18 protein-coding genes (1 of these 18 cut by a window edge) are annotated in these 15769 nt (G+C 58.4%); 13 read left to right on the forward strand and 5 right to left on the reverse strand.

All coding sequences use genetic code 11. The annotated features are described in order from the left end of the window. Nucleotides 1-1047 carry the 5' portion of an acyl-CoA dehydrogenase gene (locus ASC74_RS00035; RefSeq protein ID WP_056738363.1) on the reverse strand. The gene continues 135 nt to the left of window position 1, outside the view, so only the first 1047 of its 1182 coding nucleotides appear in the window; its start codon is at nt 1045-1047; the stop codon falls past the left edge of the window. A 157-nt stretch (nt 1048-1204) separates the two neighbouring features. On the opposite strand from ASC74_RS00035, the gene ASC74_RS00040 reads away from it, so the two are divergent. From ASC74_RS00040 to ASC74_RS00085, 11 genes are all read left to right on the forward strand, one after another. Beyond that, nucleotides 1205-2104, forward strand: a complete 900-nt coding sequence (locus ASC74_RS00040) for a LysR family transcriptional regulator (protein ID WP_056738365.1) — start codon at nt 1205-1207, stop codon at nt 2102-2104. Nucleotides 2105-2540: 436 nt separating this feature from the next. After that, nucleotides 2541-3662 carry a Re/Si-specific NAD(P)(+) transhydrogenase subunit alpha gene (locus ASC74_RS00045; RefSeq protein ID WP_056738367.1) on the forward strand — a complete coding sequence of 374 codons (1122 nt, stop codon included), beginning with the start codon at nt 2541-2543 and terminating at the stop codon, nt 3660-3662. Between the two features lie 15 nt (nt 3663-3677). After that, nucleotides 3678-4001: an NAD(P) transhydrogenase subunit alpha gene (locus ASC74_RS00050; RefSeq protein ID WP_003187010.1), complete on the forward strand. Its 324-nt coding sequence runs from the start codon at nt 3678-3680 to the stop codon at nt 3999-4001. Next, entirely contained in the window at nt 4001-5437 is a 1437-nt protein-coding gene (locus ASC74_RS00055; protein ID WP_056738368.1) for an NAD(P)(+) transhydrogenase (Re/Si-specific) subunit beta, read from the forward strand. The genes ASC74_RS00050 and ASC74_RS00055 overlap by 1 nt, the downstream gene beginning before the upstream one ends. A 180-nt stretch (nt 5438-5617) precedes the next feature. After that, nucleotides 5618-7111: an acetyl-CoA hydrolase/transferase family protein gene (locus tag ASC74_RS00060; RefSeq protein WP_056738371.1), complete on the forward strand. Its 1494-nt coding sequence runs from the start codon at nt 5618-5620 to the stop codon at nt 7109-7111. Nucleotides 7112-7430: 319 nt separating this feature from the next. Then, nucleotides 7431-7646, forward strand: a complete 216-nt coding sequence (locus ASC74_RS00065) for a DUF1127 domain-containing protein (RefSeq protein ID WP_008154465.1) — start codon at nt 7431-7433, stop codon at nt 7644-7646. Nucleotides 7647-7904: 258 nt separating this feature from the next. Beyond that, nucleotides 7905-8114 carry a DUF1127 domain-containing protein gene (locus tag ASC74_RS30615; protein WP_046044837.1) on the forward strand — a complete coding sequence of 70 codons (210 nt, stop codon included), beginning with the start codon at nt 7905-7907 and terminating at the stop codon, nt 8112-8114. Between the two features lie 144 nt (nt 8115-8258). Further along, nucleotides 8259-8576 carry a DUF2388 domain-containing protein gene (locus tag ASC74_RS00070; RefSeq protein WP_056738372.1) on the forward strand — a complete coding sequence of 106 codons (318 nt, stop codon included), beginning with the start codon at nt 8259-8261 and terminating at the stop codon, nt 8574-8576. 107 nt (nt 8577-8683) lie between these two features. Beyond that, nucleotides 8684-9001 carry a DUF2388 domain-containing protein gene (locus ASC74_RS00075; RefSeq protein ID WP_056738374.1) on the forward strand — a complete coding sequence of 106 codons (318 nt, stop codon included), beginning with the start codon at nt 8684-8686 and terminating at the stop codon, nt 8999-9001. Nucleotides 9002-9028: 27 nt separating this feature from the next. After that, entirely contained in the window at nt 9029-9349 is a 321-nt protein-coding gene (locus tag ASC74_RS00080; protein ID WP_046044839.1) for a DUF2388 domain-containing protein, read from the forward strand. Beyond that, nucleotides 9346-11307, forward strand: a complete 1962-nt coding sequence (locus tag ASC74_RS00085; protein WP_056738376.1) for a DUF7844 domain-containing protein — start codon at nt 9346-9348, stop codon at nt 11305-11307. Before ASC74_RS00080 ends, ASC74_RS00085 begins: the two co-directional genes overlap by 4 nt. Before the next feature lie 50 nt (nt 11308-11357). Here the strand turns inward: ASC74_RS00085 and ASC74_RS00090 are convergent, their stop codons facing one another. The 3 genes from ASC74_RS00090 to trpB form a co-directional block, all read right to left on the reverse strand. Continuing rightward, entirely contained in the window at nt 11358-11813 is a 456-nt protein-coding gene (locus tag ASC74_RS00090; RefSeq protein ID WP_033059871.1) for an anti-virulence regulator CigR family protein, read from the reverse strand. A 121-nt stretch (nt 11814-11934) separates the two neighbouring features. Continuing rightward, nucleotides 11935-12747, reverse strand: coding sequence for a tryptophan synthase subunit alpha (trpA, locus tag ASC74_RS00095; RefSeq protein ID WP_056738378.1), 813 nt, complete (start codon nt 12745-12747; stop codon nt 11935-11937). Beyond that, on the reverse strand, nt 12747-13967 hold the full coding sequence (trpB, locus tag ASC74_RS00100; RefSeq protein WP_008152527.1) for a tryptophan synthase subunit beta: 1221 nt from the start codon (nt 13965-13967) through the stop codon (nt 12747-12749). The genes trpA and trpB overlap by 1 nt, the downstream gene beginning before the upstream one ends. Before the next feature lie 111 nt (nt 13968-14078). Between trpB and ASC74_RS00105 the strand changes: the two genes are divergently transcribed. Beyond that, on the forward strand, nt 14079-14972 hold the full coding sequence (locus ASC74_RS00105) for a LysR family transcriptional regulator (protein ID WP_056738379.1): 894 nt from the start codon (nt 14079-14081) through the stop codon (nt 14970-14972). Here the strand turns inward: ASC74_RS00105 and ASC74_RS00110 are convergent. Beyond that, complete coding sequence (locus tag ASC74_RS00110; RefSeq protein ID WP_046044844.1) at nt 14969-15295, reverse strand: DUF883 family protein; 327 nt, start codon at nt 15293-15295, stop codon at nt 14969-14971. The two genes, ASC74_RS00105 and ASC74_RS00110, sit on opposite strands and share 4 nt — an antisense overlap. 155 nt (nt 15296-15450) lie before the next feature. Here ASC74_RS00110 and ASC74_RS00115 point away from each other — a divergent pair, with 155 nt between their 5' ends. Continuing rightward, nucleotides 15451-15666: a dodecin gene (locus ASC74_RS00115; protein ID WP_008027736.1), complete on the forward strand. Its 216-nt coding sequence runs from the start codon at nt 15451-15453 to the stop codon at nt 15664-15666. Nucleotides 15667-15769 lie beyond the last annotated feature (103 nt).

Genomic DNA, 15769 nt, shown 5'->3' on the forward strand with positions numbered 1-15769 from the left:
ACCACCCAGCATGTCGCGCGCCATCCGAGCAATGTCCAGGGACTTGCCGCAGGAGTTGCGCTTCATCATCGAAGTGATCTCGACCGCAGCAGTACCCTCGTCCTTCATACGCCCCAGACGCAGGCAGCCTTGCAGCGCCATGGTGATCTCGGTCTGCATGTCGGCCAGCTTCTTCTGGATCAGCTGAGTGGCGGCCAATGGGCGACCGAACTGCTTGCGATCCAGAGTGTACTGGCGAGCGGTATGCCAGCAGAACTCGGCAGCACCCAGCGCACCCCAGGAGATGCCATAGCGTGCGGAGTTGAGGCAGGTGAACGGACCTTTCAGACCGCGCACATCCGGGAAAATGTTTTCTTCAGGGACAAACACGTTGTCCATGACGATCTCGCCGGTGATGGATGCACGCAAGCCGACCTTGCCGTGAATCGCAGGAGCACTCAGGCCTTTCCAGCCTTTCTCCAGAACGAAGCCACGGATGTCACCCGCATCGTCCTTGCCCCATACGACGAACACATCGGCGATCGGGCTGTTGGTGATCCACATCTTGCTGCCGGTCAGGCTGTAGCCCCCTTCCACTTTGCGTGCACGAGTAATCATCGCGCCCGGGTCGGAGCCGTGGTCAGGTTCGGTCAGACCAAAGCAACCGATCCATTCACCCGAGGCCAGTTTCGGTAGGTATTTCTGTTTCTGGGCTTCGGTGCCGAATTCATTGATCGGCACCATGACCAGCGAGGACTGCACACTCATCATCGAGCGATAGCCGGAGTCGACGCGCTCGACTTCACGGGCGATCAGGCCGTAGCTGACGTAGTTCAGACCGCTTCCACCATACTGCTCAGGGATAGTCGCGCCCAACAGACCTATTTCGCCCATCTCGCGAAAGATCGCCGGGTCGGTCTTTTCATGGCGGAAAGCTTCGAGAACACGCGGCGCGAGCTTCTGCTGAGCGAATTGCTTAGCGGTGTCGCGGATCATGCGTTCTTCTTCGGTGAGCTGTTGATCCAGCAGCAGGGGATCGATCCAGTTGAAGCTAGCTTTACCGCCCATGAGTGTGTCCTCTCGAATCGGGTCAAATAACGTGGGCTGATCCTAGGCCGGGTTCGGCGTTACGGCAAACGAGGATTTTGCATACTGTTGTGCTAATTTCTCACTCCGAAACATCGCAAAATAGCTTTTATGCGATGTATTAGTGAGGTTGACGTACATGCGCAGGAAAATCCCCAGCACAACGGCCCTGATCAGCTTTGAAGCGGCCGCTCGCCACGAAAGTTTTACCAAGGCCGCTCAGGAGCTTTCGCTCACTCAAGGCGCCATTTGCCGACAGATCGCCAGCCTTGAGGAGTTCCTCAGCGTAGAACTGTTCCGACGCTCGCGGCGCGGAGTCAAGCTGACGGAGGCCGGTCTTTCCTACAGCCGCCGGGTGGCCACCCAACTCGATGCCGTTGAACGGGACACCTTGTCAGTGATGGGCCAGCAAGGTGCCAACGTGATCGAGCTGGCGGTAGTTCCAACCTTCGGCACTCAATGGCTGTTGCCACGACTCAAGGATTTCCAGCAAAAACACCCGGAAGTGACGGTCAACCTTACCAACCGAACGCGGCCCTTCCTGTTTGCCGATACCGACTTCGATGCCGCGATCTATTTTGGCGACGCGGACTGGTCGGGTACCGAATCCCACAGGCTGATGGGCGAAAATCCGATGCCGGTGTGCAGCCCCAATCTCATGGGGAAAAAGACAACCCTGTCTCCCGGCGAAATCGCCGAATTGCCCCTGTTGCAGCAGACCACTCGCCCTTATGCCTGGCGCCAGTGGTTCAACTCTCAAAACCTAAATGTCCCGAGAGACATGACAGGGCCGCGCTACGAGCTATTCTCCATGCTTGCCCAAGCGGCCATGCACGATATGGGAATAGCGCTGATTCCGCCGTTCCTGATTCAACGCGAACTGGCCGAGAAGCGGCTGGTCATTGCCAACGCCCAAGCGTTATCAAGCATCAAGGCGTATTACTTGATGATTCCTGAGCGAAAGGTCGAATCGGCCTCTTTAAGGGCATTTCGCGATTGGCTGGTCAATCAGGCACAGGGCTACAGCCTAGAAGGATAAAGGTCCCGCCTGATTAGCTGACCCCGTAGTCAGCAAAATCAAAGCACTACAGATATAAGTATTTGTCGCATATTCGAAGACTGTACCGACAAGCAGTACAAACGTCCCACAAGAGCCTGAAAACGTGGCCTTGAGCCTCTATTGCGGAGCAATAACGACTCATTCACCTGACCGATGCGTAAATTCTTCAATTTTTACAAGAATCCTTACAAGGCACGGCCTGCAAGGGATTGAACCGGTCAGTTGCGACATTCGGTCACGGGGTGACTTGTAGTTAATTTTCCGTCACCCGTCATAAACCCTTGAAGGGCACTAAGTTCGCCTGCAAAATGCCGCGCCCCGCCCTGATTTGGCGGGATCGTGCTGATCGGCCGCCCCCAGCCGCACCATCCGAAGTGCCTGGGTTTACTCAATAAGATCACGCAGGAGATTTGACGTGCACATTGGTGTTCCTCTCGAAACCCAGACCGGTGAAACACGGGTTGCTGCAACCCCCGAAACCATCAAGAAGCTGATCGGCCAGGGTCATAAGGTCACTGTGCAAAGCGGCGCCGGCATTAACGCCAGCGTTGTCGACAGTGCCTATGAAGCGGCAGGCGCAATTATTGGCAGCGCCAACGATGCGTTTGGTGCCGAGCTGATTCTCAAGGTGGTCGCCCCCAGCGACAGCGAACTGACGCTGATTAAAAGCGGCACCGTTGTGGTGGGCATGCTCAACCCGTTCAGCAATGAAACCATTGCCAAGCTGGCTGAGTGCGGCATTACCGCTTTCGCACTGGAGGCCGCGCCGCGCACCTCCCGCGCTCAGAGCCTGGATGTGCTGTCCTCCCAAGCCAACATCGCCGGCTATAAAGCCGTGTTGCTGGCCGCTCACCACTATCCACGCTTCATGCCGATGCTGATGACTGCTGCGGGTACCGTGAAAGCGGCGCGCGTGCTGATTCTCGGTGCTGGCGTGGCTGGTTTGCAGGCGATCGCTACGGCGAAACGTCTGGGCGCAGTGATCGAAGCGTCTGACGTACGTCCTGCGGTAAAAGAGCAGATCGAATCCCTCGGCGCCAAGTTCGTCGACGTGCCTTACGAAACCGATGAAGAGCGTGAATGCGCCGTCGGTGTCGGCGGTTACGCACGACCAATGCCCGCCAGCTGGATGCAACGTCAGGCCCTGGCCGTGCACGAACGCGCCAAGCAGGCTGACATCGTCATCACCACCGCACTGATCCCGGGCCGCAAGGCACCGACGCTGTTGAGCGTGGAAACCGTGGCACAGATGAAGCCAGGCTCGGTGGTCATCGACCTCGCTGCAGCCCAGGGCGGTAACTGCCCTCTGACCGTGGCCGATCAGGTCGTCGTCGAGAATGGCGTGATCATTTGCGGCCCGACCAATCTGGCCGGCGCAGTCGCAGCAGACGCTTCGGCATTGTATGCGCGCAACCTGCTGGACTTCCTGAAGCTGGTCTTCAACAAAGAAGGCCAGTTCGAGATCAACCTCGAAGACGACATCGTCGCCGCGTGCCTGATGTGCCGCGACGGCCAAGTCATCCGCAAAAACGCCTAAGCAGGGATTCAGACGATGGAAGAGCTTATCTCCCCCGGTATCTACAACCTGATCATCTTCGTGCTGGCGATTTATGTCGGTTATCACGTGGTCTGGAACGTTACACCTGCACTGCACACGCCTTTGATGGCGGTAACCAACGCGATCTCAGCGATCGTGATCGTCGGCGCCATGCTGGCCGCGGCATTGACCGTCACGCCTCTGGGCAAAACCATGGGCACCCTGGCGGTCGCTCTGGCAGCGGTGAACGTATTTGGTGGCTTCCTGGTTACCCGCAGGATGCTTGAGATGTTCAAGAAAAAAGCCCCAAAAGCAGTAAAAGAAGAGGCGCCTAAGTAATGAGCATGAATCTTGTAACGGCGCTCTACTTGATCGCGTCGATCTGTTTCATCCAGGCCCTGAAAGGCCTGTCGCACCCGACCACGTCGCGGCGCGGCAATGTGTACGGCATGCTCGGCATGGCATTGGCGATCCTCACCACCGTGGGCCTCGTCTATAAGCTGGGGGCTGAGCTCGCGACTGCCGGCATCGGCTACGTCATCGTAGGTCTGTTGGTCGGCGGTACCGCCGGGTCGATCATGGCCAAGCGCGTTGAAATGACCAAAATGCCGGAACTGGTCGCCTTCATGCACAGCATGATCGGTATGGCCGCGGTGTTCATTGCCATCGCTGCTGTCGTTGAACCTCAATCGCTGGGCATCGTCAAGCAACTGGGTGATGCGATTCCTGCTGGTAACCGTCTGGAGCTGTTCCTCGGCGCGGCCATCGGTGCAATCACCTTCTCCGGTTCGGTGATCGCGTTCGGCAAGCTGTCGGGCAAGTACAAGTTCCGCCTGTTCCAGGGCGCACCCGTACAGTTCGGCGGGCAGCACAAGCTGAACCTGCTGCTGGGCCTGGCCACGCTCGGCCTGGGCATCACCTTCATGATGACTGGCAACCTCAGTGCTTTCGCCCTCATGCTGGCCCTGGCCTTCGTGATGGGTGTGCTGATCATCATCCCGATCGGCGGCGCCGATATGCCGGTGGTGGTTTCGATGCTCAACAGCTACTCCGGCTGGGCAGCGGCAGGTATCGGATTCTCGCTGAACAACTCGATGCTGATCATTGCCGGCTCCCTGGTGGGTTCATCCGGTGCGATCCTCTCGTACATCATGTGCAAGGCGATGAACCGTTCGTTCTTCAACGTATTGCTCGGCGGTTTCGGCAACACGGCAGAGGCAGCTGGCCCGGCAGGTTCGAAAGAGGCCCGTCCGGTGAAATCCGGTTCGGCTGACGATGCGACCTTCCTGCTGACCAACGCCGACACCGTGATCATCGTTCCGGGTTATGGCCTGGCGGTGGCACGCGCCCAACACTCACTGATGGAACTGGCGGAGAAGCTGACTCACCGGGGAGTCACCGTGAAGTTTGCGATCCACCCGGTGGCTGGTCGGATGCCAGGGCACATGAACGTCCTGCTGGCCGAGGCCGAAGTGCCTTACGAGCAAGTGTTCGAGATGGATGACATTAACTCCGAGTTCGGTCAGACCGACGTGGTGCTGGTGCTCGGCGCCAACGACGTGGTCAACCCGGCCGCGAAGAACGATCCGAAATCGCCAATTGCCGGTATGCCGATTCTCGAGGCTTATAAAGCCAAGACCGTGATCGTCAACAAGCGCTCGATGGCCAGCGGCTATGCCGGTCTGGACAACGAGCTGTTCTACCTCGACAAAACCATGATGGTCTTCGGCGACGCCAAGAAAGTCATCGAAGACATGGTCAAAGCCGTCGAGTAAAACCTGCTCCAGCGCAATACCCAAAACCTCAGCCTTTAGTAGGCTGGGGTTTTTTATTGCCCGCTAAAAACCGACCAAAGGCTCTAAATCAGGGCTCTGCATTCGACCATGGTAGCGGGAGGAATTTTTTTGAAATCACTAAACTGCACACCTTGCTTTCGTTGCCCGAGATAACAATCCATGTACCGTGATCGTATTCGCTTGCCTTCGTTGTTGGATAAGGTGATGAGCGCCGCTGACGCTGCCGCTCTGATTGAGGACGGCATGACCGTCGGCATGAGTGGTTTCACTCGCGCCGGCGAAGCCAAGGCCGTGCCCCACGCATTGGCCGAACGCGCCAAAATCACCCCGCTGAAAATCACGCTGATGACCGGCGCCAGCCTGGGCAACGACCTCGATAAACAGCTCACCGAAGCCGGCGTATTGTCACGACGCATGCCCTTCCAGGTCGACAGCACCCTGCGCAAAGCCATTAACGCCGGCGAAGTGATGTTCATTGACCAGCATCTGTCGGAAACCGTGGAGTCGCTGCGCAATCAGCAACTCAAGCTGCCGGACATCGCGGTGATTGAAGCCGTGGCAATCACCGAGCAGGGCCATATCGTGCCAACCACGTCGGTGGGTAACTCGGCCAGCTTCGCGATTTTCGCCAAACAGGTGATCGTCGAGATCAACCTGGCGCACAACCCGAATCTCGAAGGTCTGCACGACATCTATATCCCGACCTATCGGCCGACCCGTACACCGATCCCGCTGGTAAAGGTCGACGATCGCATTGGCAGTACCGCCATCCCGATTCCGCCGGAAAAGATCGTCGCAATCGTAATCACCAATCAGTCCGACTCGCCGTCCACCGTACTGCCGCCGGACATTGATACCCAGGCCATTGCCGACCACCTGATCGACTTCTTCAAGCAGGAAGTGGCTGCCGGGCGCATGACCAACAAGCTCGGCCCGCTGCAAGCCGGGATTGGCAACATCGCCAACTCGGTGATGTGCGGCCTGATCGACTCGCCGTTCGAAGACCTGACGATGTACTCCGAAGTGCTTCAGGACTCGACCTTCGACCTGATCGACGCCGGCAAGCTGAGCTTTGCTTCGGGCAGTTCGATCACCTTGTCGAGCCGTCGCAATACCGATGTTTTCGGCAACCTTGAGCGCTACAAGGACAAACTGGTCCTGCGCCCGCAAGAAATCTCCAACCACCCGGAAGTGGTGCGCCGGCTCGGCATCATCGGCATCAACACGGCGCTTGAGTTCGACTTGTACGGCAACGTCAACTCCACCCACATCTGCGGCACGCGGATGATGAACGGCATCGGCGGCTCGGGCGACTTTGCGCGCAATGCGCATTTGGCGATCTTCGTAACCAAATCGATCGCCAAGGGCGGCGCGATCTCCAGCGTGGTGCCGATGGTCAGCCACGTCGACCACACTGAGCATGACGTCGACATCCTCGTCACCGAGATCGGTCTGGCGGACTTGCGTGGCCTGGCGCCGCGAGAGCGCGCTCGGGTCATCATCGACAACTGCGTGCACCCGGACTATCGGCAAGCCCTGGATGACTACTTCACGGCCGCTTGTGCACTCGGCGGGCACACACCGCATATCCTGCGTGATGCCCTGAGCTGGCACATAAACCTGGAGGAAACCGGGCGGATGCTCACGGTGTAATTGGTACAGATAGCAGCTGACGCAAACACAGTTTCGTCAGCCTGCTGTTGCCAGATCAAATACTGAATAAAACTGTACTGCTGTACCGGTCTTTTCCTACCTTAATTGCCTACCTTTTCGAGTCAACCAACCAAAAACGCACGATATTAGTGCAGACAAGTACAGTTGCCTCAATTTCGACCAGTACACCACCCTTTAACAGTTAACTGGTCCCTCACAATACAGGTGAACTGTATCTAGGGAGACTGGCCAAACGAGAGGATCATTGGCATCAGTTAAACCACTACCTAATCCCGCCATAAGCGGAAGGATGTCAACCATGGAACGTACACTCAGTTCCGAGCTGTTTTTCGAAGACAACGCTGTAAAAACCCAGGCTTCCACGCCTCTTCGCGTTCTCGCCAACCTGATGCTGTGGCAGCGCCGCATCTCCAGCCGCCACCAACTGGCTCGTCTGGATTCGCGTCTGCTGGCTGACGCAGGGATTAGCGAAGCACAACGCTACGAAGAGCTGAGCAAGCCGTTCTGGCGCTAAGTTAGCGTCGCTGGCTCTGACCCACCGGGTCCACCGCCAGCACTCCAAATTGAAAAAACAAAGCCCGTCGTGGGAAACCACGACGGGCTTTGTCGTTTTGGACCCTCAACATGGGTCATACAGTAGAGCTATCGCTTAACAGGTACAGTTTTACTATTTGCACAACTGAACCAGTACAATTTCAGTGCAGTGTGTCTGTTGCGGAAGAGAGGACGGGATCACCATGAAATCCCGAACTGCCAGCAAAAGGACCGCGCCATGAATCACTTACTGGATGTTTCCGCTTCCACACCTCAATCAACGCCTCGCTCCCACTGGGTTCGTAGATTGCTGAGGGGTCTCGCCAACAACCTGGAAAGGGCTCGAACCCGGCGTTTATTGGGCCAACTCAATGACCGGCAGCTCTCAGACCTGAACATCAGCCACGCGGATCGTCTCAACGAATTGGACAAACCGTTCTGGCGCTAGCTTCCTACTTGAACAGACGGGACTGTGCGAACCGATACTCATAGGCCTAATATCCAGATAGAACGTGGCGAACGCTGCATGGCAGACGTCTGACTCATCAGATACTGCGCCACCTCTCAATCGGTTTTCCAAAGGAGTTTCACCATGTCCCGTCTTCGTCTGCTCAGCGCTGCAGCCCTGCTTGCCGTGGCTGCCAATTCCCACGCCACCAGCTTTATCGTGACCACCGATACCGTCGTCAATGCGCTCAAGGCCACGTCCGATGCGACCTCCGATGTCACTTCTTCCTTTCGCGATGACAAAATCGTGCGCGCCGCCCGTGACGACGCCGCCAGCTTCGTGGCCAGCGAAGGCGCCATTCGAGGCGTGAAACTGGAAAGCGCACTCGACCATATTCGCCACCAGGCACCTCAATTGAGCGCGACCGATGCACAACTGGCGCAAGCCATACTGACGATCTAAGCGACATCACTGACGTGGGACACGCCCACCGTGTCCCAATGTTTCGGCGCTGGCTCTAGACCGGGCGTTGCGCTAGCCTTGCGACTCGCCTTCAGCTTTCGAGTCTCATGCGTTTCCTTTCAAATCTGTTAATCACTCCGGTTTTCGCCATTGCCTGCTGGGTGGGTTCGGCCCATGCCTTTGACGCCTTCAACCTGTCTACACAAGGCATCGTGGCTACCGGCTACGCCACAAGCATGGTGACCTCCGCCCCCTTCGACCGTAAGCTGCTACTCGCGGCACAGGATGACGCTGCGGCTTTCATCGCCAGTGACGGCCAACTGCGAGGAGCACAACTGGAATCCGCCCTTATTTATCTGCGCCGGACCCAGCCAAAACTTCATGTCAGCGACCTTGAACTGGCGCAGGCAATTCTCGTCCAATAGTTATCCTTGTTCTTGCGGAGTCGTTCCATGCGTAGCCCCCTGATTGTTGCCGCCCTTGGCCTGCTGTTATTGGCCGATGTGACTCAGGCGCACACCCTGGTTGCCACCAGTAACATCCTCATCAACGCCACCCGGCGTACCCTTGATTTCACGTCCGATACCACGACGTCCATCCGTGACTCGAAGATCGTTCGTGAAGCCCACGACGATGCGGCCAGTTTCGTCGCCAGCGATGGCGAGATTCGTGGCGCGCACCTGGAAGCGGCCTTCAACACGCTGCGCACCCGCGTACCGGAAGCCCGCGACGCCAGTGATCAGGTTCTCGCCGAAGCCATCCTCGCACTGTGAGGTCGCCAGGCGCCTGGCTGTTGGCCGGGGTCATGTTGCTGCTCGGCAACACGGCCCAGGCTGACTTGCAATTAAGGCTTAAAACCGAAGGCCTCAGCCCCGCTCAACAACAGGCCAGCCAAGCGTTGCTCGATGAAGCCATGCAGGCGCTGCCGCCGCGGTTCATCGAGCAGCTCGACCGACGCATCGACGTTGGCTGGACCGCTGACATGCCGAGCAACGCTTACGGCCAGGCGTCGCTGGTGTCCGAGCTCGATCTCAACCGCAACCTGCTAGCCAGCCTCACTGATGGCAGCGCCGCGACCAAAAAGACTTATCGTCCCCATGGCACCGTGCGCCGCGAAATGCTTGCCACGGTGTTGCACGAACTCACCCACATCTATGATCGCTCGCGCCTGTGGCCAGACGCGGAGCGCACGCTGATTCAGCGTTGCACCCGGCGCAACAGCAGCTCAGGGCTGATTGGCATTCCCGATCAATGCCGCGGCCAGTCCGACCGACGCTTTACGCTCAGCGACGACCCGCACCTGCTCGACCTTGCCGGCTGGCCACAGTATGTCGGCCGTCGTGGCGAACGCGAACAGTACAACCGGCAAATTGCCCGCAGCCCGGACATTTACGAGACGAGCAGCCCCAAGGAGTTCGTCGCGGTCAACATGGAATATTTCCTTCTCGACCCGGCCTACGCCTGTCGCCGCCCTGCGCTGTACCGCTACTACAAAGAACATTTCGGGTGGGCGCCCGCCGCTAAAGACATCTGCGGCAAAACCTTCTCCTTTCTCAATGCCGGCAATGATTTCGCCAAAACGCCACTGGGCCAGGTCGATCCGGAACGGGTCTACGCCGTCGACTATCTGCTGGCAGAAGCCAACCAGAACTGGGTCAGCCGCTGGGGTCATAGCATGTTGCGGTTAGTGATCTGTGCACCCGGCCGCCCCCGTGGGCCGGATTGTCGCCTGGATCTGGATCAGCATCTGGTGCTGTCCTACCGCGCCTTCGTCGGTGACGTGCAGCTGTCGAGTTGGGACGGATTGGTGGGCAAATACCCGTCGCGCCTGTTTGTTCTGCCGCTGGCGCAGGTGATCGACGAATACACCAAAACCGAACTGCGCAGCCTGGCCTCGGTGCCGTTGAACCTGTCGCGCAACGAGATTGAAGACGTGGTGGAACACGCCGCCGAAATGCACTGGAGTTACGACGGCAACTACTTCTTCCTGTCCAATAACTGCGCTGTTGAGGGCCTGAAGTTACTGCGTAGCAGTACCAACAATACAAAACTGGTCGGGTTGGACAGCATCATGCCCAACGGTTTGCTGGAAGTGCTCAAGGGTCGCGGACTGGCGGACACCAGCGTGCTGGATGATCCCCGCGAAGCGCTGCGCCTGGGCTACCGATTCGACTCCTTCCGCGATCGTTATCAAGCGATGTTCGAAGTGCTGAAGAAGCACTTGCCGATCAAGCAGGAAAAGGTTGAAGACTGGCTTGCATTGAAAGCTGAAGAGCGCCGGCAATGGATCGACCAAGCCGATTTGCGCACCAGCGCAGCCTTGCTGTTATTGGAGCAGGCAGCCTTCCGCCAACAATTGGTGCTGGCCCAGGACGAAGTAAAGCAGCGCTATCTGGGCGCTCGGGAATTGAAGAACGGCGGCATGGACAAGGCCAACGCAACTTTGCAGCAAATTCTTGCCAACAGCGGCTTCCTCAGCCGCCCGGCGGAGTTGCTTGGCACCGGTGGTTATGGATTGCCGCAGCCGAGTGAGTGGCAGCGTCTGGAATCGGAAAGCAGCCTGCGGCAAAAACAACTTCAGGCGCTGACAGGCGATCTGGACAAGGAAGTGAGAGCGCTGCTCGAACCGAGCCGTGCAGCCGAAATGGCCGCCAATGAAGCCAACCTGAAGCAGGTTGGCGAGCATCTGAGGAAGTTGCACAAGGCTGCGGGCGGCTTGGAGTTGCCGTAAACAACAGGCTTCGCGGCTAATCCGCGAAGCCTTCAACACCTACCTGCTATTCAAAGCACCCCTTCGAGAATTTCATAAACGATCCCGGTTCCTACGGCGATCAACACAATGTCGCCGCCCGCACGGCGCCATTCGTACCCTGGGTAATACGGCAGCCGGCCCAACGCCCGGTTATCGAGGCGTTCGCCGTAATAGCCGTGAGGCAACGGTCGGCCACGCACCAGATGAATACCTGGAGGTGGCGGAGCACCGCGCACGAAATAGCCATGGTTATCGTGGATAGTCTGGCGCACCGGGCCGAAGTCCCGTGGCGGAGGGCCGCCGCGATGATTGTCCTGCGGGCCACGGTGATCGTCGCCATGATTGTCACCGCGGTTATCGTAATGGCCTTGCTGCGGGCCGCCGCGGTCGTGATCGTCGCGCTGATCAGCACTCGCATTCAGCAACGGGGTGGCACTGAGCATCAGCACACCCAGGCTGGCAATCAGACGTTTCGGCATTTTCATCGGGTCTTTCCTCACTGCACATACAGCAAAAAGGGCTTCAGAACGTAGTCCTGAAGCCCTCGGTCTTGCTGTTTAGTCTGTACCGCGAGGCTCTAATTCCTCTGTATCAGGAACTTTACCTTCAGCTGACGCGGGCTTTACGCACGCCTTCGGCCAGCGCCGAGCAAAGGCTCAACACGCCATCAACTGCCTGATCCGGCGTTGATGCATTGGCGATGTGATCGATCAACGCCGAACCCACCACCACGCCATCAGCCAGACGCGCGATGGACGCCGCTTGCTCCGGTGTACGAATACCGAAACCGATGCTGATCGGCAGATCGGTATGGCGACGCAGACGCGCAACCGCTTCTTCAACATGCTCCAGCGTCGCAGCGCCCGCACCGGTCACACCGGCGACAGACACGTAATAGACGAAACCTGAGCTGCCGTTCAGGACAGTCGGCAGGCGCACATCATCGGTCGTCGGGGTGGTCAGACGGATGAAGTCCAGACCGGCAGCCTGGGCCGGATCGCACAGTTCGCCGTTATGCTCCGGCGGCAAGTCGACCACGATCAGACCGTCAACGCCGGCCTCTTTGGCGTCGGCAATGAAACGCGGCACGCCATACATGTGAATCGGGTTGAAGTAACCCATCAGCACCATCGGCGTCTCGGTATTGCCTTCACGGAACTCGCGAACCATTTGCAGGGTTTTCGCCAGGTTCTGCTTGGCGCCGAGGGCGCGGATATTGGCCAACTGGATTGCCGGGCCATCGGCCATTGGATCGGTGAAGGGCATGCCCAACTCGATCACGTCGGCACCAGCGCCTGGCAAGCCTTTGAGGATCGCCAGCGAGGTGTCATAGCTCGGGTCGCCAGCGGTCACGAAGGTCACCAGGGCGGCACGATTCTGTTCCTTGAGTTCGGCAAAACGCGTTTGCAGGCGGCTCATCAGTGTTTCTCCTGCTTCGATTGTTCCATGTGGTGCATCACGGTCTGCATGTCTTTGTCCCCGCGGCCGGACAGGTTGACCACCATCAGGTGATCTTTCGGCAGGGTCGGTGCGCGCTTGAACACTTCGGCCAGGGCATGGGCGCTTTCCAGTGCAGGAATAATCCCTTCCAGACGGCAGCATTTGTGGAACGCGTCGAGGGCTTCGTCGTCGGTTACCGAGGTGTATTGGACGCGGCCGATGTCATGCAACCATGCGTGTTCCGGGCCGATGCCTGGATAGTCGAGGCCGGCAGAGATCGAGTGAGCGTCGATGATCTGGCCATCGTCGTCCTGCAGCAGGAAGGTACGGTTGCCGTGCAGCACGCCCGGTACGCCGCCGTTCAGGCTGGCTGCGTGTTTACCGGTTTCGATGCCGTAGCCGGCCGCTTCAACGCCGATGATCTCGACGCTTTTGTCGTCGAGGAACGGGTGAAACAGGCCCATGGCGTTGGAGCCGCCACCGATGCACGCCACCAGGCTGTCCGGCAGACGACCTTCCTGGTCTTGCAGTTGAGTACGGGTTTCTTTGCCGATAACGGCCTGGAAGTCGCGAACCATCGCAGGATAAGGGTGCGGACCGGCCACCGTGCCGATCAGGTAGAAGGTGCTGTCGACGTTGGTCACCCAGTCACGCAGGGCTTCGTTCATCGCGTCTTTCAGGGTGCCGGTACCGGCCACGACCGGGATCACTTCGGCGCCCAGCAGCTTCATGCGAAATACGTTGGCCTGCTGACGTTCGATGTCAGTGGTGCCCATGTAGATCACGCAATCGAGGCCAAAACGTGCAGCCACGGTGGCGGTCGCCACGCCGTGCATGCCAGCGCCGGTCTCGGCGATGATGCGTTTCTTGCCCATGCGCCGCGCCAGCAGAATCTGGCCGATGCAGTTGTTGATCTTGTGCGCGCCGGTGTGGTTCAGCTCTTCGCGCTTGAGGTAAATCTTCGCGCCGCCGCAGAACTCTGTCAGGCGTTCGGCAAAGTACAGTGGGCTTGGACGACCCACGTAGTCGCGCTGGAAGTAGGCCAATTCCTCTTTGAATGCAGGATCATCCTTGGCCAATTCGTATTCACGGGCCAGATCGAGGATCAACGGCATCAGGGTTTCGGCGACGTAACGGCCGCCGAACGCGCCAAACAGGCCGTTGGCGTCGGGGCCGTTGCGCAGATTAGTCTGGGTCATGGGTCGCTCCAGTTGAATGCGTGGGATGACAATGGGCTAACTCTACCCCTGACGCCTTGAGCTGAAAACCGATAAGATCGCTGCAACCTGTCAGGAAAACTCACATATTTCATGAGCCATGACCTTCCCCCGCTGAACGCCCTTCGGGCCTTCGAAGCGACTGCCCGCCTGAATAGCGTCAGCAAGGCGGCCGAACAGCTGCACGTCACCCATGGTGCGGTCAGCCGGCAACTCAAGGTGCTTGAAGAACACCTGGGCGTGAGCCTGTTCATCAAGGATGGTCGCGGCCTTAAACTCACAGATGCCGGCATTCGTTTGCGCGATGCCAGCGGCGAGGCGTTCGAGCGTTTACGGACTGTGTGTGCAGAGCTGACCCAAAGCACCGCCGATGCACCGTTCGTACTGGGTTGCTCGGGCAGCTTGTTGGCACGCTGGTTTATTCCCAGGTTGGGACGGCTGAATACCGACCTGCCGGACCTGCGCCTGCACCTGTCGGCTGGCGAGGGTGATCTCGATCCACGTCGCCCGGGACTGGACGCCTTGCTGGTGTTTGCCGAGCCACCGTGGCCAGCGGACATGCAAGTCTATGAGTTGGCGAGCGAACGGATCGGCCCGGTCATGAGCCCGCGATTCGCCGGCTTCGAACGACTGCAAGACGCACCGCCCGCAGCGCTGCTGAGCGAGCCATTGCTGCACACCACCTCACGCCCTCAGGCCTGGCCAAGCTGGGCACAGCAAAGCAACCTCGACGCCAAAGCGTTGAAGTACGGACAAGGTTTCGAGCATTTGTATTACTTGTTGGAGGCCGCAGTGGCCGGCCTGGGTGTGGCGATTGCGCCCGAGCCGCTGGTCGCTGAGGACTTGAAGGCCGGGCGCCTGGTTGCGCCATGGGGCTTCAGTGAAACCCCGGCGCAACTGGCGTTGTGGCTACCCAAGCGCGCCGCGGACGGGCGCGCTCGGCAACTGGCGCAGTGGCTCAAAAACGAGCTGCGTCAGACGGATTAATCACCGCGTTTAAACAGAAGATAAGCCGCGAGCAGCCCCAATGCACCGACAGCCACACCCGCTGTCGTCCAAGGGTGTTCCTGGGCGTAATCCCGCGTGGCAATCCCGGTTTCACGGGTTTTGACTTTGACGTCTTCGTACGCATCGCTGAGCAGATGGCGCGAATGCTTCAGCGCGTTCTCGGCGTTGCTTTTCAAGACTTTAAGGGTTTTACGCGACTCGTCCGAGGCGTCGTCCTTCAGGTTTTCCAAAGACTTCAGCAGACTCTCGATCTCGGCTTCCATGCTTTGCAATGAGGCTTTACGTAAAGAGGTGTTGGCCATGGTGGCTCTCCTGCATTGATTGAGTTGCGTGTGTTGGTTGGGACTTCAGGGGTTCGAGAAAGTGCAGTAAATCTGAACTTCCACTTTGGATTGGCCGACAGAAGTAATACGAAAAATCACTGCTAGGCTGTATTTCACACCCTGAGGAGAACGCCATGACTGACCATCACACCTACAAGAAAGTCGAACTCGTCGGCTCGTCCACCAGCAGCATCGAAGACGCCATCAACAACGCACTGGCCGAGGCCAGCAAAAGCCTCAAATATATGGAATGGTTTGAAGTGACCGAAACCCGCGGGCACATCAAGGACGGTAAGGCAGCGCACTTTCAGGTGACGCTCAAAGTCGGGTTCCGGATTGCCAGTAGCTGAGTTTGAGCTAGTCTTCTGAGCCTGCGCGCTGGCCGAGCGCCATAGGGAATGGCAAAGCGCTACATATTTACATCCGGCTGATTGCTGGGTGACCCTATTGACC

The sequence above is a fragment of the Pseudomonas sp. Root329 genome (genome assembly GCF_001424925.1).
Taxonomy (GTDB): Bacteria; Pseudomonadota; Gammaproteobacteria; order Pseudomonadales; family Pseudomonadaceae; genus Aquipseudomonas; species Aquipseudomonas arabinosi.

Excerpts from the sequence above, each read along its gene's own strand:
- ASC74_RS00050 (WP_003187010.1), top strand. The coding sequence starts at position 3,678 with ATGGAAGAGCTTATCTCCCCCGGTATCTACAACCTGATCATCTTCGTG.
- ASC74_RS00090 (WP_033059871.1), bottom strand. The coding sequence starts at position 11,813 with ATGAAAATGCCGAAACGTCTGATTGCCAGCCTGGGTGTGCTGATGCTC.
- ASC74_RS00055 (WP_056738368.1), top strand. The coding sequence starts at position 4,001 with ATGAGCATGAATCTTGTAACGGCGCTCTACTTGATCGCGTCGATCTGT.
- ASC74_RS00115 (WP_008027736.1), top strand. The coding sequence starts at position 15,451 with ATGACTGACCATCACACCTACAAGAAAGTCGAACTCGTCGGCTCGTCC.
- ASC74_RS30615 (WP_046044837.1), top strand. The coding sequence starts at position 7,905 with ATGAATCACTTACTGGATGTTTCCGCTTCCACACCTCAATCAACGCCT.
- trpB (WP_008152527.1), bottom strand. The coding sequence starts at position 13,967 with ATGACCCAGACTAATCTGCGCAACGGCCCCGACGCCAACGGCCTGTTT.
- ASC74_RS00065 (WP_008154465.1), top strand. The coding sequence starts at position 7,431 with ATGGAACGTACACTCAGTTCCGAGCTGTTTTTCGAAGACAACGCTGTA.
- ASC74_RS00070 (WP_056738372.1), top strand. The coding sequence starts at position 8,259 with ATGTCCCGTCTTCGTCTGCTCAGCGCTGCAGCCCTGCTTGCCGTGGCT.
- ASC74_RS00110 (WP_046044844.1), bottom strand. The coding sequence starts at position 15,295 with ATGGCCAACACCTCTTTACGTAAAGCCTCATTGCAAAGCATGGAAGCC.
- ASC74_RS00075 (WP_056738374.1), top strand. The coding sequence starts at position 8,684 with ATGCGTTTCCTTTCAAATCTGTTAATCACTCCGGTTTTCGCCATTGCC.
- trpA (WP_056738378.1), bottom strand. The coding sequence starts at position 12,747 with ATGAGCCGCCTGCAAACGCGTTTTGCCGAACTCAAGGAACAGAATCGT.
- ASC74_RS00060 (WP_056738371.1), top strand. The coding sequence starts at position 5,618 with ATGTACCGTGATCGTATTCGCTTGCCTTCGTTGTTGGATAAGGTGATG.
- ASC74_RS00040 (WP_056738365.1), top strand. The coding sequence starts at position 1,205 with ATGCGCAGGAAAATCCCCAGCACAACGGCCCTGATCAGCTTTGAAGCG.
- ASC74_RS00080 (WP_046044839.1), top strand. The coding sequence starts at position 9,029 with ATGCGTAGCCCCCTGATTGTTGCCGCCCTTGGCCTGCTGTTATTGGCC.
- ASC74_RS00105 (WP_056738379.1), top strand. The coding sequence starts at position 14,079 with ATGAGCCATGACCTTCCCCCGCTGAACGCCCTTCGGGCCTTCGAAGCG.